The organism is Actinoplanes hulinensis (assembly GCF_019429605.1).
GTDB lineage: Bacteria > Actinomycetota > Actinomycetes > Mycobacteriales > Micromonosporaceae > Actinoplanes > Actinoplanes campanulatus.
In genome coordinates, this window is sequence record NZ_JAHXZI010000005.1 from 381845 (window position 1) to 403977 (window position 22133).

Annotated in this window: 22 protein-coding genes; 15 read left to right on the forward strand and 7 right to left on the reverse strand. The window is 71.3% G+C overall.

Features of this window, described 5'->3' with window-relative positions:
• Nucleotides 1-68 precede the first annotated feature (68 nt).
• The 7 genes from pcaH (at nucleotide 69) to KZ829_RS12380 (ending at nucleotide 6348) form a co-directional block, all read left to right on the forward strand.
• Nucleotides 69-818 (forward strand): protocatechuate 3,4-dioxygenase subunit beta, encoded by a 750-nt coding sequence (pcaH, locus tag KZ829_RS12350; protein ID WP_220143982.1) that lies wholly within the window; start codon nucleotides 69-71, stop codon nucleotides 816-818.
• On the forward strand, nucleotides 815-1378 hold the full coding sequence (pcaG, locus tag KZ829_RS12355) for a protocatechuate 3,4-dioxygenase subunit alpha (RefSeq protein WP_220143983.1): 564 nt from the start codon (nucleotides 815-817) through the stop codon (nucleotides 1376-1378). Before pcaH ends, pcaG begins: the two co-directional genes overlap by 4 nt.
• 62 nt (nucleotides 1379-1440) lie before the next feature.
• Complete coding sequence (locus KZ829_RS12360; protein WP_220143984.1) at nucleotides 1441-2646, forward strand: lyase family protein; 1206 nt, start codon at nucleotides 1441-1443, stop codon at nucleotides 2644-2646.
• Nucleotides 2647-2773: 127 nt separating this feature from the next.
• Nucleotides 2774-3898, forward strand: a complete 1125-nt coding sequence (gene pcaDC, locus KZ829_RS45005) for a bifunctional 3-oxoadipate enol-lactonase/4-carboxymuconolactone decarboxylase PcaDC (RefSeq protein WP_220143985.1) — start codon at nucleotides 2774-2776, stop codon at nucleotides 3896-3898.
• Nucleotides 3895-5073 carry a thiolase family protein gene (locus tag KZ829_RS12370; protein WP_220143986.1) on the forward strand — a complete coding sequence of 393 codons (1179 nt, stop codon included), beginning with the start codon at nucleotides 3895-3897 and terminating at the stop codon, nucleotides 5071-5073. The genes pcaDC and KZ829_RS12370 overlap by 4 nt, the downstream gene beginning before the upstream one ends.
• Nucleotides 5070-5738 carry a 3-oxoacid CoA-transferase subunit A gene (locus tag KZ829_RS12375; RefSeq protein ID WP_220143987.1) on the forward strand — a complete coding sequence of 223 codons (669 nt, stop codon included), beginning with the start codon at nucleotides 5070-5072 and terminating at the stop codon, nucleotides 5736-5738. Before KZ829_RS12370 ends, KZ829_RS12375 begins: the two co-directional genes overlap by 4 nt.
• Nucleotides 5728-6348 carry a 3-oxoacid CoA-transferase subunit B gene (locus KZ829_RS12380; protein WP_220143988.1) on the forward strand — a complete coding sequence of 207 codons (621 nt, stop codon included), beginning with the start codon at nucleotides 5728-5730 and terminating at the stop codon, nucleotides 6346-6348. Before KZ829_RS12375 ends, KZ829_RS12380 begins: the two co-directional genes overlap by 11 nt.
• A 137-nt stretch (nucleotides 6349-6485) precedes the next feature.
• On the opposite strand, the gene KZ829_RS12385 is transcribed toward KZ829_RS12380, so the two are convergent.
• From KZ829_RS12385 to KZ829_RS12395, 3 genes are all read right to left on the reverse strand, one after another.
• A complete protein-coding gene (locus KZ829_RS12385; RefSeq protein WP_220143989.1) occupies nucleotides 6486-7232 on the reverse strand; it encodes an SLOG cluster 4 domain-containing protein in 747 nt (248 codons plus the stop codon).
• Nucleotides 7229-7402 (reverse strand): hypothetical protein, encoded by a 174-nt coding sequence (locus KZ829_RS12390; protein ID WP_220143990.1) that lies wholly within the window; start codon nucleotides 7400-7402, stop codon nucleotides 7229-7231. Before KZ829_RS12390 ends, KZ829_RS12385 begins: the two co-directional genes overlap by 4 nt.
• A gap of 470 nt (nucleotides 7403-7872) precedes the next feature.
• Nucleotides 7873-8970: a lytic polysaccharide monooxygenase auxiliary activity family 9 protein gene (locus KZ829_RS12395; protein ID WP_220143991.1), complete on the reverse strand. Its 1098-nt coding sequence runs from the start codon at nucleotides 8968-8970 to the stop codon at nucleotides 7873-7875.
• 198 nt (nucleotides 8971-9168) lie between these two features.
• Here KZ829_RS12395 and KZ829_RS12400 point away from each other — a divergent pair, with 198 nt between their 5' ends.
• Nucleotides 9169-9738, forward strand: a complete 570-nt coding sequence (locus KZ829_RS12400; RefSeq protein ID WP_220143992.1) for a DUF2087 domain-containing protein — start codon at nucleotides 9169-9171, stop codon at nucleotides 9736-9738.
• Nucleotides 9739-10283: 545 nt separating this feature from the next.
• Here the strand turns inward: KZ829_RS12400 and KZ829_RS12405 are convergent.
• Both KZ829_RS12405 and KZ829_RS12410 read right to left on the reverse strand, forming a co-directional pair.
• Complete coding sequence (locus tag KZ829_RS12405) at nucleotides 10284-11477, reverse strand: MFS transporter (RefSeq protein WP_220143993.1); 1194 nt, start codon at nucleotides 11475-11477, stop codon at nucleotides 10284-10286.
• 102 nt (nucleotides 11478-11579) lie between these two features.
• Entirely contained in the window at nucleotides 11580-12509 is a 930-nt protein-coding gene (locus KZ829_RS12410) for a LysR family transcriptional regulator (protein WP_220143994.1), read from the reverse strand.
• Between the two features lie 112 nt (nucleotides 12510-12621).
• On the opposite strand from KZ829_RS12410, the gene KZ829_RS12415 reads away from it, so the two are divergent.
• The 5 genes from KZ829_RS12415 to KZ829_RS12435 are packed head-to-tail and all read left to right on the forward strand — an operon-like array spanning nucleotide 12622 to nucleotide 17707.
• Nucleotides 12622-13758, forward strand: coding sequence for an FAD-dependent monooxygenase (locus KZ829_RS12415; RefSeq protein WP_220143995.1), 1137 nt, complete (start codon nucleotides 12622-12624; stop codon nucleotides 13756-13758).
• Nucleotides 13759-13768: 10 nt separating this feature from the next.
• Nucleotides 13769-14710, forward strand: a complete 942-nt coding sequence (locus KZ829_RS12420; RefSeq protein ID WP_220143996.1) for a VOC family protein — start codon at nucleotides 13769-13771, stop codon at nucleotides 14708-14710.
• A gap of 8 nt (nucleotides 14711-14718) precedes the next feature.
• On the forward strand, nucleotides 14719-15642 hold the full coding sequence (locus tag KZ829_RS12425) for a fumarylacetoacetate hydrolase family protein (protein ID WP_220143997.1): 924 nt from the start codon (nucleotides 14719-14721) through the stop codon (nucleotides 15640-15642).
• Nucleotides 15643-16785, forward strand: coding sequence for an alpha/beta hydrolase family protein (locus KZ829_RS12430; protein ID WP_220143998.1), 1143 nt, complete (start codon nucleotides 15643-15645; stop codon nucleotides 16783-16785).
• A complete protein-coding gene (locus tag KZ829_RS12435; RefSeq protein WP_220143999.1) occupies nucleotides 16769-17707 on the forward strand; it encodes a cyclase family protein in 939 nt (312 codons plus the stop codon). The genes KZ829_RS12430 and KZ829_RS12435 overlap by 17 nt, the downstream gene beginning before the upstream one ends.
• A gap of 22 nt (nucleotides 17708-17729) precedes the next feature.
• Here KZ829_RS12435 and KZ829_RS12440 read toward each other — a convergent pair whose 3' ends face one another.
• A complete protein-coding gene (locus tag KZ829_RS12440; protein WP_188122704.1) occupies nucleotides 17730-18047 on the reverse strand; it encodes a DUF3817 domain-containing protein in 318 nt (105 codons plus the stop codon).
• Nucleotides 18048-18183: 136 nt separating this feature from the next.
• Here KZ829_RS12440 and KZ829_RS12445 point away from each other — a divergent pair, with 136 nt between their 5' ends.
• Nucleotides 18184-18738 (forward strand): hemerythrin domain-containing protein, encoded by a 555-nt coding sequence (locus tag KZ829_RS12445; protein ID WP_220144000.1) that lies wholly within the window; start codon nucleotides 18184-18186, stop codon nucleotides 18736-18738.
• A 239-nt stretch (nucleotides 18739-18977) separates the two neighbouring features.
• Here KZ829_RS12445 and KZ829_RS12450 read toward each other — a convergent pair whose 3' ends face one another.
• Nucleotides 18978-19775: an SAM-dependent methyltransferase gene (locus KZ829_RS12450; protein ID WP_220144001.1), complete on the reverse strand. Its 798-nt coding sequence runs from the start codon at nucleotides 19773-19775 to the stop codon at nucleotides 18978-18980.
• Nucleotides 19776-19854: 79 nt separating this feature from the next.
• Between KZ829_RS12450 and KZ829_RS12455 the strand changes: the two genes are divergently transcribed.
• Nucleotides 19855-22131 (forward strand): PAS domain S-box protein, encoded by a 2277-nt coding sequence (locus tag KZ829_RS12455; RefSeq protein ID WP_220144002.1) that lies wholly within the window; start codon nucleotides 19855-19857, stop codon nucleotides 22129-22131.
• The last annotated feature ends 2 nt before the right edge of the window (nucleotides 22132-22133 follow it).

Below are 22133 nucleotides of genomic sequence, written 5' to 3' on the forward strand. Positions count from 1 at the left end.
TCCTTCCGCTCAGTGGAAGAAGAGTATCGCCGCGGGCCGCGTTTCCGCCTAGCGTCCGGAGCGTGAACATGGAGTCGTCACAAGCTGACATCAACAGGGAGATCGAGGCGGCGGCCCAGCAATCGGGCGGACCTCAGCCGAAGATCGACTATGCCCCGTACCGGAGCAGCATCCTCCGGCACCCCAAGCAGCCGGCGCACCTGATCGACCCGGAGGCGGTCGAGCTGTGGGCCCCGGTGTTCGGCCACCGTGACGTCGCCGACGACGAGGCCGACCTGACCATCCAGCACGCCGGCACCCCGCTGGGCGAGCGGATCGTGGTCACCGGCCGGGTCCTCGACGGCGACGGCCGCCCGGTCGCCGACCAGCTCGTCGAGGTGTGGCAGGCCAACGCCGCGGGCCGGTACCGGCACCAGCGCGACCAGCACCCGGCGCCGCACGACCCGAACTTCACCGGGGTGGGCCGGATGCTGACCGGGCCGGACGGGACGTACCGGTTCCAGACCATCAAGCCGGGACCGTACCCGTGGCGCAACCACGTCAACGCGTGGCGGCCCGCCCACATCCACTTCTCGATCTTCGGCACCGACTTCACCCAGCGCCTGATCACCCAGATGTACTTCCCGGGCGACCCGCTGTTCCCGCTCGACCCGATCTACCAGTCGATCACCGATCCCAAGGCCCGGGAACTGCTGATCGCCCAGTACGACCACGACGTGACCACCCCGGAGTGGAGCACCGGATACCGCTGGGACATCGTGCTCACCGGCACCCACCGCACTCCGCTGGAGTCCGACACCGAGGAAGAGATCGCATGAGCGCCGTTCCCGGCCAGACCGTCGGGCCCTTCTTCCACCTGGGGCTGGAGTACGACGGCATGAACGAGCTGGTCCCCCCGGGCCACCCGCGGGCGCTGCGCCTGCACGGCCACGTCTACGACGGCGCCGGCGCACCGGTCCCGGACGCGGTCATCGAGATCTGGCAGGCCGACCCGCAGGGCCACATCCCGCGCCAGCCCGGCTCCCTGCGCCGCGACGGCTGGACCTTCACCGGCTGGGGCCGCGCCGCCACCGGCCCGGACGGGCACTACCAGTTCACCACCCTGGAGCCGGGCGCCACCGAGCCCGGCAGGGCGCCGTTCTTCGCCGTCACGGTCTTCGCCCGTGGCCTGCTCGACCGCCTGTTCACCCGCGCCTACCTGCCGGACGACCCGGACCTGCTGGCCAACGACACCCTGCTGGAGTCGGTCGCGCCGGACCGCCGGGCCACGCTCATCGCGCGCCGCGATCCGGACGGCGCCGTCTTCGACATCCGCCTCCAGGGCGACGACGAGACGATTTTCCTCACCTACCCGCGCCTGCGCGACGCATGGGCCTGACGCACGGTTCGTGCCGCGGGGTTACGGGCATCCGGTGAGGGAGAAACCATGAGGGGTACGCGGTGAGCGATCTGTTGTGGCCCGGTGACGAGCGGGCCGGCGACCTCTTCACGGACGCGGCCGTGTGCGAGGCCATGGTCCGTGTCGAGGCCGCCTGGCTGGCCGCGCTCGTGCTGCACGGCGTCGCCGCCCCGGACGCCCGGGACGACCTGGACGGGCTGATCGGCCCGGACGACGTGGCGACGGTGGCGGCCGGCGCCGAATCCGGCGGCAACCCGCTCATCCCGCTGCTCAAGCTGCTCCGCAAACGGCTCGAGGCGCGCAACCCGGCCGCCGCGTCCTGGCTGCACCGGGGCCTCACCAGCCAGGACGTGGTGGACACCGGGCTGGTGCTGTGCCTGCGCGACGCCGCCGACCGGATCGGTGACGACCTGGCCGCCCAGACAGCGGTCCTGGCCCGGCTCGCCGAGGAGCACCGGGACACCCCGATGGCCGGGCGCACGCTGACCCAGCACGCCGTACCGATCACCTTCGGTCTCAAAGCCGCCGGCTGGCTGACCGGCGTGCTGGACGCCCGGGACCGCCTGGCCGCCGTCTCGGATCTGCCGTTGCAGGTCGGTGGCGCGGCCGGCAGCCTGGCCGCGCCGGTCGCCCTGGCCGGCTCCCCGGTGGTGGTCAGCGACCTGATCGAGACCACCGCGGAGACCCTCGGCCTGCCGGTGCGGGATCCCTGGCACACCGCCCGGGCACCGCTCACCGGCCTCGCCGACGCGTGCGTGACCTGCACCGACGCGTGGGGGCGGATCGCCAACGACGTGCTCGTCAGCGCCCGGCCGGAGATCCACGAACTGTCCGAGGGCGCGGTCGCCGGGCGCGGTGGCTCGTCGGCCATGCCGAACAAGCAGAACCCGGTGCTGTCCGTCCTGGTCAAGCGGGCCGCGCTGGCCGCGCCGTTCCTGGCAGCGACGGTGCACGCGGGCGCGGCAGCCGCCGTCGACGAGCGGCCGGACGGCGGCTGGCACGTCGAATGGGCTACCCTGCGCACGCTGGCCCGCCGCACCGTGACGGCCGGCTCGCAGACCGCCGAGCTGCTGGCCGGGCTCCAGGTGGAGACCGCCTGGATGACCGCCAACCTGACCGCGGCCCGGCCCGGGATCGACGCCGAACAGCGGTCGATCAACCCGGGCGCGGCCTCCGGCGAGCCCTACCCGGGAGCCACCGACCGGATCATCGACGCGGTCATCGCCCGTGCGAAGGAGCACCGCTGATGACCGGCCGCCGGCACGCCGTACCCCTGAAGAGGCTCGCGCCGGTGACCGCGTCACCGGCACACCGTCGGCACCGCTCCGGCGTACCACTGAAGAAGCTCGCGCCGAAGCGCGGAGAGGGACCGATTTGCTGACCGCGACCACCTTCACCGATGCCCCCGGCCGGCCGTTGCTGCTGCTCGGGCCGTCGGTGGGGACCACCGCCGAGACACTGTGGGCACGCTGCGCCGGACGGCTCCACGGCCGCTACCACGTGGTGGGCTGGGATCTGCCCGGTCATGGCCGCAGCGCCCCGGCGACCGGGCCGTACACCATCGCCGGCCTGTCCCGGGAGGTGCTCGCGCTGGCTGATCGTATTCGGCCGGGTGAGGCCTTTGGCTACGCCGGCGACTCGATCGGCGGCGTGGTCGGCCTCCAACTGCTGCTGGACGCGCCCGAGCGGGTGACCGCTGCCGCGCTCCTCTGCACCGGCGCCAAGATCGGCGAGGCGCCGATGTGGCACGACCGGGCGAAACTGGTCCGGGCGGAGGGTATGGAGGCGGTGGTCGCCGGGTCCCGGGAGCGCTGGTTCGCGCCCGGCTTCACCGGTGCCGAGCCGCTGATCGCGGCACTGCGGGCCACCGACGCGGAGAGCTACGCGCGGGCGTGCGAGGCGCTGGCCGGGTTCGACGTCCGTGACCGGCTCGCCGAGATCGCCGCCCCGGTGCTGGCGGTGGCCGGCGGCCACGACAGGCCGACCCCGGTCGACAGCCTGGCCGCGATCGCGGACGGCGTCCTGCACGGCCGCCTGGTGGTCCTCGACGACGTCGCCCACCTGGCCCCGGCCGAGGCGCCGGAGGTCGTCGCCACCCTGCTCGACCAGCACTTCGACGAGCTGCGCGCGGCCGGCATCGCGGTCCGCCGGGAGGTGCTCGGGCCCGCCCACGTGGACCGGGCGACCGCCGGGACCACCGCGTTCACCCGCGACTTCCAGGACATGATCACCCGGTACGCGTGGGCCGAGATCTGGACCCGCCCCGGCCTGGAGCGGCGGGACCGTTCGCTGATTACCCTGACCGCCCTGATCGCTCTCGGACATCACGAGGAGCTGGCCATGCACGTACGGGCGGCCCGCACCAACGGCCTGTCCGACGACGAGATCAAGGAACTGATCCTCCAGACCGCGATCTACTGTGGCGTTCCCGCCGCCAACACCGCCTTCCGGATCGCCCAGCGCGTTCTGACCGAGCTCGACGAGGAGCAGCACCAGTGACCGATTCGTTCGTCTACGCCGCCGCCCGTACCCCGTTCGGCCGCTACTCCGGCGCCCTCGCCGACGTGCGGCCCGACGACCTGGCCGCCACCGCCCTGACCGGCCTGCTCGCCAAGGCCCCGGACCTGGACCCGGGCCGCATCGACGACGTCTACTGGGGCAACGCCAACGGCGCCGGCGAGGACAACCGCAACGTCGGCCGGATGGCGGTGCTGCTCGCCGGCCTGCCCACCAACGTCCCGGCGTCGACCGTGAACCGGCTGTGCGGCTCCAGCCTGGACGCCGCCATCATCGGCTCCCGGGCGATCGCCGCCGGGGACGCCGAGATCGTGGTGATCGGCGGCGTCGAGTCGATGACCCGGGCCCCGTGGGTGCTGCCGAAGCCGTCGCGCGCCTTCCCGGCCGGCAACCTGGAGGCGGTCTCCACCACGCTCGGCTGGCGCCTGGTCAACCCGGGGATGCCGGCCGAGTGGACGATCTCGCTGGGTGAGTGCAACGAGCGGCTGGGGGAGAAGTACGGCATCTCCCGGGACCGGCAGGACGCGTTCGCGGCCCGCTCCCACCAGCTCGCCGACAAGGCCTGGAACGACGGGTTCTACGACTCCCTGACCGTGCCGGCCGGCGACCTCACCCGGGACGAGGGCATCCGGGCCGACAGCAGCGCCGAGAAGCTCGCCAGGCTCAAGCCGTCCTTCCGTAGGGAGGGGACGATCACCGCCGGCAACGCGTCGCCGCTCAACGACGGCGCCGGGGCCGTGCTGCTCGGCACCGCGGCCGCCGCCTTCCACATCGGCTTCGACCCGATCGCCCGGATCGCCGGCCGCGGCGCGTACGCCCTCGACCCGCAGGACTTCGGGTTCGCCCCGGTCCAGGCCGCCGAGACGGCGCTGCGGCGGGCCGGCATCGGCTGGTCCGACGTCGGCGCGGTCGAGCTCAACGAGGCGTTCGCCGTCCAGTCGCTGGCCTGCGTCGACGCCTGGGGCATCGACCCGGAGATCGTCAACACCCGCGGCGGCGCCATCGCCATCGGCCACCCGCTCGGCGCGTCCGGCGCCCGTATCCTCGGCACCCTCGCCCACGTGCTGCTCGAACGCAACCAGCGCTGGGGTGTCGCGGCCATCTGCATCGGCGTGGGGCAGGCCCTCGCCGTCGTCCTGGAGAACTGCAACCCGTGAAAACTCAGGTGACCGACGCGCTGACCGCGGTCAAGGAGATCGCCGACTCCGACACCGTCCTCGTCGGCGGGTTCGGCATGGCCGGGATGCCGGTCGAGCTGATCGACGCGCTGATCGAGCACGGGGCCGGCGACCTCACCATCGTCAGCAACAACGCCGGGAACGGGGACACCGGCCTGGCCGCGCTGATCGCCGCGGGACGCGTACGAAAGATGGTCTGCTCCTTCCCGCGTCAAGCGGACTCCTGGCACTTCGACGGCATGTACCGGGCCGGGAAGATCGAACTGGAACTGGTCCCGCAGGGCAACCTGGCCGAGCGGATGCGCGCGGCCGGCGCCGGGATCGGCGCCTTCTACTGCCCGACCGGCGTCGGCACCCCGATCGCCGAGGGCCGGGAGACGAGGATCATCGACGGCCGCGAGTACGTTCTGGAGTACCCGATCCACGGCGACGTCGCCCTGATCCGCGCGCACGTCGCCGACCGGCTCGGCAACCTGGTCTACCGCAAGACGGCCCGCAACTTCGGCCCGGTCATGGCGACCGCCGCCAAACTGACCATCGCCCAGGTGTCGAGGATCGCCGAGATCGGCGAACTCGACCCGGAGAACATCGTGACCCCCTCCATCTACGTGAACCGTCTCGTGGAGGTGCCCCTTGAAGACTGATGAGCTCGCCCAGGTCATCGCGGCGGACATCCCCGAGGGCGCCTACGTCAACCTCGGCATCGGCCAGCCCACGTCGATCGCCCGCTATCTGAAACCGGAGAGCGGCGTCATCCTGCACACCGAGAACGGCATGCTCGGCATGGGCGAGGTGGTGCCCGCCGAGGAGGCCGACTGGGACCTGACCAACGCGGGCAAACAGCCGGTCACCGAACTGCCCGGCGCCGCCTACTTCCACCACGCCGACAGCTTCGCCATAATGCGCGGCGGCCACCTCGACGTCTGCGTGATGGGCGCCTTCCAGGTGTCCGCCGACGGCGACCTGGCCAACTGGCACACCGGCGCGCCGGACGCCATCCCGGCGGTCGGCGGCGCGATGGACCTCGCGGTCGGCGCCAAGGAGGTCTGGGTGATGATGACCCTCTTCACCAGGACCGGCGCCCCGAAACTCGTCCCGGCCTGCACGTACCCGCTCACCGGCAAGGCGTGCGTCACCCGCGTCTACACCGACGTGGCCACCTTCCTGCTCACCCCCGGCGGCGTCCGCGTCCGCGAAACCCACGGCATCGGCCGCGACGAGCTGGCCACCCGCCTCGACGTGCCGCTGCTCTGAACCCCACCGGTGGGCGGCGGCTCAGCGTCGCGCTTCCGCTCACCGGTTGATCAAAATCCATTTCTTGTACGACAGAGCCGCGCTCGTCTGCCCACTCCCGCCTGTGCCGCGACCGCCGGGCTCAGATCGGTGGTCCCTCAGAGCAGCGCGAACATGGTCTCGATGCGTGCCGCGAGAACCGGGTCGATCGCACCGTGCACCCGGATGTCGACAATGCGGCCGTCCGGATCCTGGGACAGCTCCACCTCCAGCGGCGGGGTGCCCATCAGGGGGTAACGCAGCGGGGCGTCGGCGGCCGGCGCCGCCTCGTCCAGGTGGTCGTAGTCGTACCCGATGAGGCGGCTCAGTTCCTCCAAGAACCGCACCAGATTGTCCTCGCCGACCCAGCCCGCGACCACGTCGTCCAAGCGGCCACGCCCCAGCGCGTGCTCGACGGCGGCCTCCGGAGTATCGGCGTAGTGGATGCCCGGCACGGGGGTGCCGTCCGCCGCGTGGATCCGCCAGCCTCCCAGGGCGACCACCGGCAGATCGCCGCGGCGCATGCCGTGGGCGATCTCGCTCAGCGTGCCCCACGAGCCGCCGACGCTGATCAGGGCGTCCGCGCTCCGGACCAGGATCGCGTTCCGCGCCTGCCCCATCCCGGTGACCACGGTCGCCGACAGATCCGGAGAGGCCCCGGCCCGGCCGTCCCCGGACCACACCCCGACGACCAGCCCGCCCCGGGACCGCGCGCCGGCCGCGACCGCGGCCATCACCCCGGCCCCGCCGCCGCAGAGCACCACCGCCCCGGCGCCGGCGAGCAGCTCACCGACCCGCCGTGCCTGCTCGGTCTCCTGCACGGTGCATTCCGCCGGCCCACAGACCGCGATCTGAACGGATGTCATGACGGCATTCTGGCCACCCGGCGTGGCGCGATCGTGCGCCAGGTGATCGCCGCGCCGCTGAGTTGCGGGATCAGCCGCGCGAGGCCCGCGGGCGGCACCCGCCGAACACCTCCGCCGAACGGATCCAACGGCAGGTGGGCGCACGCGATCGCGTTGTCGTGCGCGCCCATGTGTCGTAGGGCGTGGGTGGTCGTACACGCGCCGCTTCTCGTGTGCTGCCGGCCTGCTTCGGGTGGGTGGGCGCACGCGATCGCGTTGTCGTGTGTCCGCCTGCCCTATGCGGTCGGTGGTTGCCCGCGCGCCACGTTGTGTGTGCGGCCGGTGGGTTCGCGGAAGCGCAGCAGCGGCACCGGGACGCCGGCTGGCGTACCGGTGGCGCTGCCGGGGAACTGCCGCGGTGGGGTGACCGCGGCGGGACTGCACGCCGCTTCGGGCCGGAGGAACCGGTGGCCTGGCGGCGGTGACGGGAGCGGGTGGGGCGCCCGCGCTTTCCGTCGTGGAGTCACAGCACGTGCGTGGACGGAGCCGAGCCACGCGGGTGTTGCCTGGCCTCCGTTTCTGGGGGATGGGGGACGGCTAGATCTCTGGGAGCGCTCCCATTAACCGCACTGTAACAAAGATGAACGCCGATGCGAAAGGGTCAGGTGGTGGCCGCGCAGGTGAGCGTCGGCGCGGACGCCGTGCCCGAGCCGAGGAAGCCGAAGGTCGTGCTCGCACCGGCCGCCAGGCTGCCGTTGTACGACGCGTTCGTCGCCACCGCCGTACTGCCGTTGGTGGTGAGGCTCGCGTTCCAGACCTGCTGGATCGGTGACGTGCCCGGGTAGGTCAGCGTCACGGTCCAGCCCTTCACCGCCGAGGAGCCGGCGGTCACCTTGACCTCGCCCTGGTAGCCGCCCGACCACTGCGACGTCACCGCGTGGGTCGCGGCGCAGGAGCCGGTGACCGGCGGCGTGGACGTGCTGGGCGACACCGACGGCGACACCGACGGGGAGGTCGACGGCGACGACGACGGCGAGGTGGACGGGGACGTCGACGGCGAGCTGGTGACGCCGCCGAAGTTCACGTCACTACAGAAGTAGTACGACTGGTCGGAGTGGCTGGCCTGCCAGATGGTGTAGAGCATGGCTCGCCCGGACCGCCCGGGCACGCTGGCCGGGATGTCGATCTGCACGCCGTTGGTCAGCTGGTGGGTCCACTGCGCGGCCGGCGTGTTCGGCACCGTGGTGAGCAGTTGCAGATCGGACCACTTGAGAGCGGTGGTCACCGGATTGAAACCGGGCTTGGTCACGTAGACCCGGATGTAGTCGGCGCCGTGCCGCGCCCCGTCGAACAGCTTCACCGTGAACGAGTTGCCGATCGACGTGGCCTTCCAGTCGCCGATCGCGTCCATGGCGTTGTAGCGGCCGCTCTCGGTGTGCCCGGCGCTGCACAGCTGACCGTCCGGGATGGCGGTCTCGTGCTGGCCGGCGACACCCTCACGGTAGAGGCCGTTCCAGTTCCACATGGCGTTCGGGTTGGCCTGCCAGGCCTGCCAGCACATCGGATCTTGGGTGGCCATGGCCGGGTTCTGGAAGTCCGAGCCCCAACGCTCGAAACAGCCGTAGTTGCGGGACGCCGGGCCGGTGACGTTGCCGTGCGCGGCGGCTGGGCCGGTCTGCACGGCCAGCACGGCGAGCGACGCGGCCAGGGCCGCAACCACGGCACTGATCAGGAATTTGATGCGTACGGATGTAAGCATGTGAACTCAGCACTCCTGAGCTCGGGACCGTCACGCCGAGCGCGACAGGTCCGCCTGAGGTGGACTCGCGGAAGCTGCCCATGCCTCCGCGCCGCGCGGCTCCGGCGGCGTGCTGTGGCCACAGCCTGGTCCAGTGATCGAGATAAGTCAATGAGAAAATCGGGTGCCGCCGGTTCCGGTCGTGCCTACGGTGAGGGGATGTCCGTACCCGCCGCGCACGCCTCCGGGCTTCTCATGCTGCTGTCCCACCCGGCCCGGCTGCGGGCCTTCGCCGAACTGGTCCGGCACGGCCGCGACGGCTGCACCATAGCCGAGATGTCCATCCACCTGGATCTGCCGAAACCGGAGGTGGGTGAGCTGCTCGGCCGGCTGGTCGGCGCGGGCGTCGCCACCGGCACCGGCGACGGCGTCTACCGTGCCGTGGCCGACGTGCTGCGCGAGGCCGCCCAGGCGCTCGACCGGGTCCAGCCGATCGCCCCGCTGCTCCGGGAGTACCCACAACTCAGATCGTTCTTCTCGCACGGCCGGCTGACCAGCCTGCCGCCCACCATGAGCGACCGCTACCAGCAGGCCGCCGAGCTGTTCGCCCGTTTCCTCGCGGTCGACGGCATCCTGACCGAGGCCGAGGTGAACGACCGCATCGCGGCGGCCGCCGACGACGTGGCCGCGGTCCGCCGCATGCTGGTCGAGTCGGGCTGGCTGGAACGCGACCGGGCCGGCACCTCCTACGGCTCCGCCCGAGTCCTCCCCACCCTGGCCAACGCCTGACCGGCTGGAGGTCCGCGTTTCGCCTTCTTTTGTACGCGTGTCCGCGTTCCGCCTTTTCAGGGCCGTCCCGTCCGGTTGGCGCGATCTCGCTGCCCGCTGCGGCCTTTGCCGCGCCCGCCGGGCGTAGATCGGTGCCCGGGCGGGCCGGCTCCGTCGCCACCACCCTGTCTGCCGCCGCTCCCGGCCGTTTCGGTCACGCTGGGTGGGTGGTTGTCGGGCGGCGCGTTCTTGGGCGATCGTGGCTATCCGGCGGCGCATCATCACCCAAGATCTCGCAGGAAAATAGATCTTGGGTGATGATGCGTCGCCGGCATTGCCGCAACCACCCGTGAAGAGAGGGCGGCGGCACACGCGGGGGTGTCCAACCGATCTACGCCCGGCGGGCGCGGCAAAGGCCGGAGTGGGCAGCGAGATCGCGCCGACCGGACGGGACGGCCCTGACAGGGCGGGACAGCAACACGCGTACAAGAAGAAGGGGCTGGAAGGGGACGCGGACCTCGACCACATAGGTTCTCTAGCCGCCCCGAAAGGCCGGCCGGGTGGGGTCAGTCGTGGGTGACGTTCAAGGGGGCGGCGGAGCGGGGGACGATCGCCGGCATGGCGACGGCCAGGACCGCGGTCGCGACACCGAGCACGCCCAGGGCCGGGCGCAGGCCACCGAAGGCGCCGGACAGGCCCATGATCAGGACCGGGGACAGGAACTCGCCGATGAACAGGGTTCCGGTCCACAGGCCGGTGCCCCGGCCCCGCTCGGCGAAGGACAGCCCGTTGGTGGCCCAGGTGAGCAGCACCGGCAGCAGCAGGCCGGTGCCCGCGCCGGTCAGCACCGCACCCGCGGTGATCACCGGGATCGCGCCGCCACTGGCCCAGATGATCAGGAACCCGGCGGCCGACGATCCGAAGGCGACCGGCAGCAACGCGCGCGGCGTACGCCCGGAGAGCCTGGCGAAGGACCCGGCGGCGATCGCGGTGGCCAGCGACATGAGCGCGCTCAGCGCGCCGATCGTCGCGGTGGCCGTCACCCCGGCCTCGTCGAGGACGAACGAGAGCTCGACGATCAGGGCGTAGAAGACGACGCCTCCGGCCAGGGTGACCAGGCACGGCACCCGCAGCCGGCGCCACGGCAGCGGCGGCAGCCTCTCCCCCGGAGCGGTGCGCGCGGGCTGCCAGATCAACAGATACATGGGTACGGCGAGGAGCGCCGCCACGGTGTAGAGCCAGAACGGGGTACGCCATCCGGACGACCCGAGCGCACCGCCGACGCCGAGGAAGACGGTCGCCGACACCGACGCGAGCAGTGTCTGTAGTCCCAGGTAGCGGCTGCGGCGCGGCCCGGACCAGTAGTCGGCGATCAGCGTGGTGCAGCAGGTCATGATCGCCGCTTCGCAGAGTCCGACCAGGACCCGGCTGCCGATGATGGCGCCCAGCGAGTCGAGGTGGAGCGGCGCTGTGCCGAAGAGGGTGTAACCGATCATCGCGAGGATCAGCACCCGCTTGCGGTCGACGGCGTCCGCGATCAGCCCGGCGAACGGCGCGGTCAGGCCGATGATCAGCGCCGGTACGGTGAGGACGATCGGCACCAGGACGTCCGCGCCGGGCACGTCGGCGAAGTGGTCGGTCATCTGCGGCAGTACGGGTGCGATGAGCACGGCCCCGAGGACGGAGAGGCAGCTGCCGGCGAGGAGCAGGACGAGTTGCGGCATGCCGGCGCGTCGTTCCGTGCGGACGGTGTCGGGCATGGACAGGCCCTTCGTGAGAGTGGTCCAGGTCACGTGTGGGCACTGACTATGGGTAGCCGGTGGTCATCAGCGGAAGACGGAACCGCTGATGGCGGCCATAACTCAGGCTGATGGGCGCAGTTCGGCGGCGGCGTCGAGCAACACCTCGCGCAGCCAGACATGGGCCGGATCGTTGCGGTACATCGGGTTCCACCAGAACGCCTCGGCCACCGGGACCACGTCGAACGGGCAGTCCAGGGCACGGACTCCGGCGACCGGTCCGAGCAGCCGGGCCAGCCGTTCCTGGATGAGCGCGACCCGCCGGGTGCCGGCGACGAGGAACGGCATCTGGAGGAATCCGTCGACGACCAGATCCACCCGGGCCTCGATGCCGAGCATCCGCAGTTGGCGTACGGCGGGGGCGAACGCGGTCGGGCGGTCGAAGAGGACGACCCACGGCAGTGCCGCCAGCTGTTCCATGCTGACCGTGTCACCGACGTCGGGGTGGTCCTCGGAGACGATGCAGACCCAGCGATCGGTGTAGAGGTCCAGGTAGGGCAGTCCGGTCACGAAACCGTGCGGGATGAACAGCCCGTCGGCGGTGCGCAGCGTGTCGGTGGCGTGGTCGACGGCGTACGGCGTGGTCTGCTGCAACCGCAGCCGGGCCCCCGGAGCCTGCGCCGCGATCCGCCGGGCCAGCGGCGGCCCCAGCACGGTGGCCGCGTAGTCGGAGCTGACGATGGTGAACTCGCGGTCGAGCCCGGACGGGTCGAACTCGGCGGTGGCGTCGAAGACCCGGCGTACCCCGGCCAGCGCGGGTCCGGTGAGGGCGGCGACGCGGGTGGCGAGCGGGGTGAGGTCGTACCGGTTGCCGACCCGGACCAGCAGCTGATCGCCGAAGTGCCGGCGCAGTCGGCCGAGCGCCCCGCTGACGGCCGGCTGGCTGACCCCGAGCTGTTCCGCGGTCCGGGTCACGTTCCGCTCCCTGAGCAGGGCGTCGAGCGTGAGCAGCAGGTTGAGGTCGAGATTGGCGAGCACCCGGTCGACGGCCATCCCCGAACTATAAGCCTGGCCTATGCCTCCGATCAGCAGTTCGACGTTCCCTTATGGCCCGGCCGGACGGGACAGTGGTCCCAGTCACAGGGGTAACAGGGAGGAAACCGCCGTGCCAGCAGTTCGTAAGGTCCTGGTCGTCGGTGGCGGCGCCGCCGGTGCCGCCGCGGCGATCCTGCTCGCCGAGGGCGGGGTGACGGTCGACCTGGTCGACCTCGAACCCGACGTGGCGGCGCTCGGCTCCGGCATCACCCTCCAGGGCAACGCGCTGCGCGTCCTGCGCCGGCTGGGCGTCTGGGAGCAGATCGAAGCCGAGGGGTACGCGTTCGACACGCTCGGCCTGCGCGCCCCCGACCCGGCCGGCACGCTGATCGCCGAGCTGACCGACATCCGTACCGGCGGCGCGGACCTGCCCGCCACCCTCGGCATGTACCGGCCCACGCTCGCGAGGATCCTGATCGACCGGGCCACCGCGGCCGGCGCGCGGATCCGCTTCGGCGCCTGCCCGGCCGGCCTCACCCCGGACGGTGAGGTCACCTTCGCCGACGGCGAGAGCAAAGACGGCGCGAAGCAGCGGTACGACCTGGTGATCGGCGCCGACGGGCTGCGCTCGTGGACCCGTCGCCAAATGGGCATCGACGTGGAGCCGCAGCCGGTCGGCATGGGCATCTGGCGGACCTTCACGAAGCGGCCCGCGTCGGTCACCCGCACCGACCTCTACTACGGCGGGCCCGCCTACATCGCCGGCTACTGCCCGACCGGGCCGGACTCGATCTACGCCTACCTGGTCGAGGACGTGCAGGACCGGTTCAGCCTGTCGCCGGAGGAGGCCCTCGCCACCATGCGCGAGCTGGCCGGGGCCTACCACGGGCCGTGGGACGAGATCCGGGAGACGCTCACCGACCCGGCCGGGGTCAACTACACCGCCTTCGAGAGCCACGTCATCGACGGGCCCTGGCACCGGGGGAACGTGGTGCTGATCGGCGACGCGGCGCACAGCTGCCCGCCCACCCTGGCCCAGGGCGCCGCCCAGGCCCTGGAGGACGCCGCCGTCCTGGCCGAGCTGCTGCTCCGCGAGGACGCGCTCACCGACGGCCTGTGGCAGGAGTTCACCGGCCGCCGCCTCGGCCGGGCCAAGACGGTCGTCGAGGCATCCCTGCGACTCGCCCGCTGGCAGCTCGCCCACGAGCGCGGCGACGTGCCCGGCCTGATGGCCCGCGTCGCTCAGCTCGTCGCTGAGCCGGCCTGAAAGGACAGACATGAACGACGAGCGGCTCATCACCCACCTGCGGCACGTCGACCTGGCGGTGCCCGACTACGACAGGCAGTTCGAGTTCTACACGACCATGTGGGGCCTGGAGCCGGAGACCACCGACGACGGCATCGCCTTCCTGGCCGCGGCCGGCTCTCCGGAGCAGTACTCGGTCCGGCTGCGCGGGGCCGCCGAGAAGCGCCTCGACCTGATCGCCTTCGGCGCGGCGAGTGAGGCCGACGTGAACGCGCTGGCCGAGCGCCTGGGCCGGTCCGGGGTGAAACTGGTCTGCGAGCCCGGCAGGCTGCTCACCCCGGGCGGCGGGTACGGCTTCCGGTTCTTCGACATCGACGGCCGTACCGTCGAGGTGTCCTCGGACGTCGAGGTCCGGCAGCACCGCAAGGTGGAGGAGGGCGAGTCCGTCCCGGTCAAGCTCTCCCACGTGGTGATCAACTCGCCGAACCCGGAGGCGACCGTCGCCTTCTACGCCAAGCACCTCGACTTCGCGCTCTCCGACACCCTGATGCACCCGCGGATGGGCGAGATGATGTGGTTCCTGCGGACCAACCGCTGGCACCACAGCCTGGCCGTCGCCCGCGGTCCGCACGTCTCGCTGCACCACGCGTCGTTCGAGATGCGCGGCGTCGACGAGTACATGCGCGGCACCGGCCGGCTGCTGCGCGGCGGCGTCGAGAAGGTGTGGGGCCCCGGACGGCACATGGCCGGGAACAACACCTTCAGCTACTTCCTCGACCCGCACGGCAACACCATCGAGTACACCACCGAGCTGGAGGAACTCGACGAGGACACCTGGCACCCGCACATCTACGACTTCTCCGACCCGGCGGTCAGCGACCAGTGGGGCACCGCGAACCCGATGAACGAGTTCGTGGCGAAGCAGTCGTTCAACGATGTCGACCGCGGCCTCTTCGTCGCCCCGCCGGTGTAAGGAGAGCCATGAGGATCGCGACATTCCGCCACGACGGCCGGGTCCGCACCGGCGTGGTCGACGGGGATCGGGTGCTGCCGTTCCGCGGTGATCCCACGATGCTGGAGATCATCTCCGCGGGCGTCGATGCGGTTGACAGTGCTCAGCCCGTACCCCTCGAAAAGATCCGCCTGCTGGCGCCGCTGAAACCCGCCTCGCTCCGCGACTTCGTCGCGTTCGAGGAGCACGTCGAGGGGGTCCGGCGCAGCGTCGACGGCGCGAGCGGCGTTCCGGATGCCTGGTACGCCGCGCCGACCTTCTATTTCACGAACCCGCACACGATTCTCGGCCCGGACGACGACGTGCCGTTCCCGGCCGCGTCGGTGGCGCGCGACTTCGAACTCGAGGTCGCCGCCGTGATCGGCCCGGACCAGCGGATCTTCGGCTACACGATCTTCAACGACTGGTCGGCGCGCGACCCGCAGAGCCGGGAGATGAAGGTCGGCCTCGGCCCGGCCAAGGGCAAGGACTTCGCCGGCACGCTCGGCCCCTGGATCGTCACCGCCGACGAACTCGAACCGTACAGGAGGGACGGCTTCCTGGAGCTGTGGTGCACCGCCCGGGTGAACGGCACCGAGGTCGGCCGTGACCTGCTCAGCAACATGGCCTGGACCTTCGAGACGATGCTCGCCTACGCGGCCCGGGACAGCCGGGTCGTCCCCGGTGACGTGCTCGGATCCGGGACGGTCGGCAACGGCGGCTGCCTGGCCGAGCTGTGGGGCCGCAACGGGAGGCAGGATCCGCCGCCGCTGCGGGACGGCGACACCGTGACGTTGACCGTCGAGGGCATCGGCAGCCTGACGAACCGCATCATCTCCGGTCCCGGGACCGCTGAACTCCCGCCCGCTCGCCGCCGTGATCCGGCGATCACGCGCAACGAAAGGCAGCACTGAATGTTCGAGTACTTCCCCGGCAACTATGTCTGGAACCTGGGCGTGGTCGCCACCCTGAACAGCGGCGGGCTGATCGACGAGGTGGACCGCGCGTGCCGCCCGATCAAGGACCTGGCCGCGCGGGGCTCGGACGTCGGGACGGCCGAGTTCATGGCCTCCTGGGCGGCGGTCGCGGAGGACCTCGCGACCCAGGCGGCGGCCGACGAGGCGGCCGGCAACACGCGCACCGCGGGGCAGAAGTACCAGCGGGCCACCAACTACCTGGCCCAGGCCGAGCGCATGCAGAGCGCGAAGTCGCCCGGCCGCCGCGCGTTCTACCAGCGGCTGCTCGACCTTCAGCAGAAGGCGTTCGACCTGATCGACCCGGACACCACGCGGGTCTCGATTCCGTTCGAGGGTTCGCTGCTTCCGGCCTACTTCAAGAAGGCGACCGATGGTCCCGCGCCGACTGTCATCCTGTGGAACGGGCTCGACTCCACCAAGGAGCACATGTACGCCTCGGGGTTCGCGCACGAACTCGCCGCCCGGGGTGTCAACACGCTGATGGTCGACTGCCCGGGCAGTGGCGAGGCGCTGCGGTTTCTTGATCTTAAGAGCCGGGTCGAGACCGAGGATTGGGCCGCGGCCTGCGTTGACCATCTACTGAACCGCGATGATGTTGTTTCTGGAAAAATAGGACTCGTAGGCTGGTCCTTGGGTGGGTACTACGCGCCCCGGGCAGCCGCGTTCGAGAAGCGGCTCGCCCTCTGCGTCGCCTGGGGAGCCAACCACGACTGGGGCGCCGTGCAGAAGCGCCGCCTCGAACGCGAGGGCGAGAACCCGGTGCCGCACTACTGGGACCACGTGCTCTGGGTGTGGGGCGAGGACGACCTGGACACGTTCATCAGGAAGGCCGAGGCGGTCAACCTGGACGGGGTGGTCGAGCGGATCACCGTGCCGTTCCTGATCTGCCACGGCGAGAACGACCGGCAGATCCCGTTGACGTACGCGCACCGCTCCTACGAACAGGCGGTCAACTCGCCGAAGCGGGAGCTGCGGATCTTCACCCCGGCCGAGGGCGGGGCCGAGCACATCGGGCTCGACCACTTCGCGCACGTGCAGACGTACATCGCCGACTGGGTCACCGGTGTTCTCGAGAACTGACCCGGAGGGCTCCATCGCCGCGGCCGCGCAGCGTTGTTCCAACTGGGGCCGGTGGGGCGCGGACGACGTACGCGGAACCATGAATTTCCTGACTCCCGGCAAGCGCAGGCAGGCCGCGGCGCTGATCCGCCGCGGCGCCTCCTTCTCGCTGTCGCAGGCGTTCGACGCGAACGGGCCACAGAAGGGCTGGCGACGGCGCACCAACCCGGTGCACACCATGCTCGACACGGGCACCGACGCGGCGGCCGGCGTCCAGGGGTTCCCGCACGGCATCGGCGGCGCCGACGACGTCATCGCCATGCCGTTGCAGTGCTCCACGCAGTGGGACGGGCTCGGTCACATCTTCGACCACGGCTACGCCTGGAACGGGCGGCGAGCCGCCGACGTGGTGACCAGCCTCGGAGACGCGAAGACCGGCATCGAGACGGTCGCCGACGTGATCGCCGGGCGTGGGGTCCTGCTCGACTTCGGGGACCTTCCGGACGGCTTCGCGATTCGTGAGGAGCATCTTGCCTCGCGGGCCGCGGATCTGGGTGTGGCGATCGGCCGGGGCGACATCGTCCTGGTACGCACGGGACAGCTCGCCCGGGCCCGGCGCGACGGCTGGGGCGACTACGCCGGAGGGCCGGCCCCCGGTCTGTCGTTCGAAACCGCCGACTGGCTGCACCGCACCGAGATCGCGGCGATCGCCACCGACACGTGGGGTTTCGAGGTGCGGCCCAACGAGTTCGACGACGCGTTCCAGCCGCTGCATCAGGTGGCCATCCCGCACATCGGCCTGTTCATCGGCGAGATGTGGGACCTGGACGCGCTCGCACTCGACTGCGCGTCGGACGGCGTCTACGAGTTCTGGCTGACCGCCGCGCCGCTGCCGATCACCGGCGCGGTCGGCTCGCCGGTGAACCCGATAGCGGTCAAATAGGTCGTGGGGCGGGCCCGCGGACTCAGGCGGTGGCGGCCACCGAGTCCGCGGGGGCCTCTCGGCGCCTGGCCACCCAGCGCTCGAAGATCAGTGTGGTGAGGGGCGGGATCGACGCCGCCAGGCCGAACAGGGTGCGCCACGGCGACCACCGCTCGGCACGGGCCACCCACAGCGTGGCCACCAGGTAGGCGACGAACAGCGCCCCGTGCAGCCGGCCGAACAGCCACACACCCGCCTCGGTGGTCTCGGTGACATGCTTCAGATACATCCCGACGAGCAGGCCCGTCCACGAGAACGCCTCGGCGATCGCGGTGATCCTGAAGATCCGGAACGGCTGCACGTGTGAACTCCTCTTCCCAGTCGGCTACCGGAGAGTACGGCCGCGAAGATGAGCGTTTGCTGTGGGGATGACTCGTCCCTTTCCGGGTATCTCGCCAGGCGTTCCATCCAACGCTTGGACCGAGGGGGACCCAGCCGTGCCGGACATCGTGGAGATCATCAAACAGCAGCACCGACAGGTCGAGGATCTGCTCGCCCGGGCCGAGGAGGGCGGCACCGACCGGGCCGAGCTGATGCAGGAGGTGGCCCGGATGCTCCTGCCGCACTCCGAGGCCGAGGAGGACTTCGTCTACCCGGCCATCCGTGACCTGGCCGCCGACGAGGGCGAAGAGGTCAAGGACGGCACCGTCGAACACCATCAGGTCGAGGAGATGCTGCAGAACCTCCTCCGCGGCGACCCCGGCGACCCCGGCTACGGCGGCACGATCGCGGCCATCGCGGGCGAGTTGCGCCACCACGTACAGGAAGAGGAGGAGGACCTGCTCCCGGTCCTGGAGAAGCGGCTGGCCGCCGACGAGCGCGAGGAGATGGGCCGCCGCTTCGCCGAGGTCACCATGGGCTCCCTCCCCGACGGCGGCGACCACCATGCCACCACCCGTAGGGAGCTGTACGAGAAGGCGAAGGAGCAGCACATCACGGGCCGCTCCCGGATGAGCAAGCAGGAACTCGCCGAAGCCGTCGGCGAATCCTGATAATCGAGGGGTGGGGGAAGCGAGATCATCGGAGCGGATGCGGCCGTGCCGTCGCTGTGGTCACCCGACCCGGGTGGACCGCATGATCCAGGGGTACGGGCGCAACTGTGCCGCCATCATGGGCCTGATCGGGGGTTCGGTGGACACCGGGCACTCCGGTCCGGACCTGTTCGATCTCCTGGAGATCGAGCCGGAGGACAGCTGTGACGGCTGGGACCGGCCGGCCGACGCCGGGATCGCTATCTCTCGCCGACGCCGCCCAGGGTCACGAATCGGGCGGGGTCGCTGACCGGCTCGTCGTCCGGGTCCGGCCGCCACTCCGGGCAGTAGACCAGGCCGGGCTCCACCAGCCGCCACCCCGCGAAGAACCGCGCCACCTCGTCGGGTTCGCGCGGCGTCAGAGGTGTCTCGGTGCGGTTGTAGAGCGCGGTGAACCGCTCGGTCAGGTCGGCGTGGTCGCTGGGCGTGACGTGTGAGATCGCCAGGACGCTGCCGGGCGCGACCGCCTCCCGATAGGCGGCCAGTGCCGCGTCCAGGTCCGGACCGTCCGGCAGGAAGTGCAGGACCCCGCTCAGGAGTACGGCGAGCGGCTGGTCCAGGTCGAGCAGGTCCTGGACCTCGGGCTCGTCCAGCAGGGCGGCGGGCCGCAGCAGGTCGCCGTGGACGGCCGCGGCCCCCGGGTCGCTCTCGAGCTGATGGCGGGCGTACAGGACGGCGGTCGGGTCGATGTCGACGTAGAGCACCCGGGCGTCGGGGGCCACGTCCCGGGCCGCCTCGTGCACTCGGTTCGCGCTCGGGATGCCGGAGCCGAGGTCGAGGAACTGCCGGATGCCGCGCCCGGCCGCGTACCGGACCGCGCGGCGCAGGAAGGCCCGGTTGGCGCGGGCGATCGCCGGGACCTCGGGCAGCAGCTCGATGGCCCGGGCGGCCACGGCGCGGTCCGAGGCGAAGTTGTGGGTGCCGCCCAGGAAGACATCGGCGATTCGGGCCGTGCTGGGCCGGTTCGGGTCGATGGGCGGTTCTGCTGCGATGCTCACCCTGAATACGTTCCCCGATTAACCCAACCTCATGCCCGAAATATCCGGACAGAAGTACCGTGGAGGGCGGGAGGCATCGGTGGAGTCAACCGGGATCCCGGGGCTCCTCATCGACACCGCCCCGGACGCGATCATCGTGAGCCGCTCGGACGGCACCATCACCATGGCCAATCGCCGGGCGCACGAGATGTTCCGATACACGACCGAGCCGCTGGTCGGCCGTACCCTCGATGAACTGATCCCGGACGATGTGCGCGACGCCCAACCGCTTCCGCTGCGGCGGCTGCCGCTTCGCGGCACGCGCAGCGACGGCACCGTCTTTCCGGTCGAGGTCTCGCTCTCCGCGGTGCGGGCGCCCGACGGGGAGAGGTACGTGACCGCGGTCCTGCGCGACGACACGGTGCAACGGGAGGCGGCCCGCAGCCGTTCACTGCTCGCCTCGATCGTGCAGTCGTCGCACGACGCGATCGTCACCGCCGACCTGGACGGCCGCGTGCTGTCCTGGAACCCGGGCGCCGAGGCGCTCTACGGCCACCCGCCGGCCGACATGATCGGCAAACCGATCGACGAGATCATCCCGGCCGAGCGGCAGGCCGACGAGGAGCAGGTCCGGCTGCTGGTCCGGCTGGGCGGCCGGGTGGACCGCTACCGCAGCGTCCGGCGTACCGCCAGGGGCGAGATCATCGCGGTGTCGACGCTGGTGTCCCCGCTGCTCGACGAGCACGGCACGATCGTCGGCACGACCAGCATCACCCGCGACATCAGCGACCGGGAGCAGGCCGAGGCCCGGGTGCAGGCGATCCTCGACGCGGCGCCGGACGCGGTGCTCGGCGTCGGCGCGTCCGGTGAGATGGTGCTGGTCAACGCCGAGGCCGAGCGGCTGTTCGGCCATACCCGGTACGACCTGCTGCACATACCGCTGGACCGGCTCCTGCCGGACGGGCTGCCGGCCGTCTCGGCGGTGCTGTGGACCGGCGAGGACACCACCCCGCTGGACTCCGAACGCGCCGCCGACGGCCAGGCCGACCAGCGCTGGGCCACCCGCCGTGCGATCGGCCGCGACGGCGCCGAGATCCCGGTCGACATCGCCTGCAGCGCCCTGCACACCGACAGCGGCGTGGTGACCGTGGCCGTGGTCCGCGACATCACCGACCGCCTCGCCACCGAGGAGGAGCGGCGCCGGCTGCGCGAGGAGGCCGAGAAGCAGCGCCTGGAGGCCCGGATCCAGCAGACCCAGCGGCTGGAGAGCCTCGGGCAGCTGGCCGGCGGCATCGCCCACGACTTCAACAACCTGCTCGCGGTGATCCTCAACTACGCGTCGTTCATCATCGAGGACTCCGCCGGCACCCCACCCGCCACGGACGCCGAGCAGATCGCCCGGGCCGCCCGCCGGGGCAGCGACCTCACCCACCAGCTGCTCGCCTTCGCCCGGCGGGAGGTGATCCGGCCCCGGCCGCTGAACCTGAACAATGTGGTCACCGAGGTGCACCAGATGCTGAAACGGTCACTCGGCGAGCACGTCACCCTGACCGTACGCACCGCGGACGGCCTGCCGTCGGTGATGATGGACCCGGGCCAGATGGAGCAGGTGCTGGTCAACCTGGCGGTGAACGGCCGGGACGCGATGCCGACCGGCGGCCGGCTCACCATCGACACCGCCCCGGTCGAGGTGGACATCGAGCACACCGCCGCCCAGGCCGGGCTTCCGCCGGGCCCGTACGTGCGCCTGCGCGTCTCCGACACCGGCACCGGCATGCCCCGGGAGGTGATCGACAAGGTGTTCGAGCCGTTCTACACCACGAAGCCGAGCGGCCAGGGCACCGGCCTCGGCCTGGCCACCGTCTACGGGATCATCACCCAGGCCGGCGGGACCGTGCAGATCTACTCCGAGGTGGGCATCGGCACCACCTTCACGATCCTGCTGCCGGCCACCGACGTGGAACCGCACGAGCAGGTCCCGGAGGATCCCGGCCTCGACCTCACCGGGCACGGCGCGAGCGTGCTGGTGGTCGAGGACGAGGACGCGCTGCGCGACGTGACCTGCCGGATCCTGCGGCGCGCCGGCTACACGGTGCTGGCCGCCGGCGGCGGCGACGAGGCGCTGCGGCTGGCCGAGGAGAACAGCGTCGACGTCCTGCTCACCGACGTCATCATGCCGAACATGCTGGGCAAGGACCTGGCCGACGCGGTCCGCGAACGCTGGCCGGACACCAGGGTGCTGTTCATGTCCGGGTACGCCCAGCCGGTCCTCACCACGCACGGCACCCTCTCCGCCGAGGTGCACCTGCTGGAGAAGCCGTTCACCGGCGCCGAGCTGATGCGCGCCCTGCACGAGGAGCTACAGGCCAAACCGTGACC

Bases quoted from the DNA above. Each gene is read 5' to 3' on its own strand.
- KZ829_RS12410 (WP_220143994.1), bottom strand. From the start codon at position 12,509: ATGGCCGTCGACCGGGTGCTCGCCAATCTCGACCTCAACCTGCTGCTC.
- KZ829_RS12400 (WP_220143992.1), top strand. From the start codon at position 9,169: ATGTCCGTACCCGCCGCGCACGCCTCCGGGCTTCTCATGCTGCTGTCC.
- KZ829_RS12395 (WP_220143991.1), bottom strand. From the start codon at position 8,970: ATGCTTACATCCGTACGCATCAAATTCCTGATCAGTGCCGTGGTTGCG.
- KZ829_RS12385 (WP_220143989.1), bottom strand. From the start codon at position 7,232: ATGACATCCGTTCAGATCGCGGTCTGTGGGCCGGCGGAATGCACCGTG.
- KZ829_RS12430 (WP_220143998.1), top strand. From the start codon at position 15,643: ATGTTCGAGTACTTCCCCGGCAACTATGTCTGGAACCTGGGCGTGGTC.
- KZ829_RS12425 (WP_220143997.1), top strand. From the start codon at position 14,719: ATGAGGATCGCGACATTCCGCCACGACGGCCGGGTCCGCACCGGCGTG.
- KZ829_RS12390 (WP_220143990.1), bottom strand. From the start codon at position 7,402: ATGGGCGCGCACGACAACGCGATCGCGTGCGCCCACCTGCCGTTGGAT.
- KZ829_RS12405 (WP_220143993.1), bottom strand. From the start codon at position 11,477: ATGCCCGACACCGTCCGCACGGAACGACGCGCCGGCATGCCGCAACTC.
- pcaH (WP_220143982.1), top strand. From the start codon at position 69: ATGGAGTCGTCACAAGCTGACATCAACAGGGAGATCGAGGCGGCGGCC.
- pcaG (WP_220143983.1), top strand. From the start codon at position 815: ATGAGCGCCGTTCCCGGCCAGACCGTCGGGCCCTTCTTCCACCTGGGG.
- KZ829_RS12420 (WP_220143996.1), top strand. From the start codon at position 13,769: ATGAACGACGAGCGGCTCATCACCCACCTGCGGCACGTCGACCTGGCG.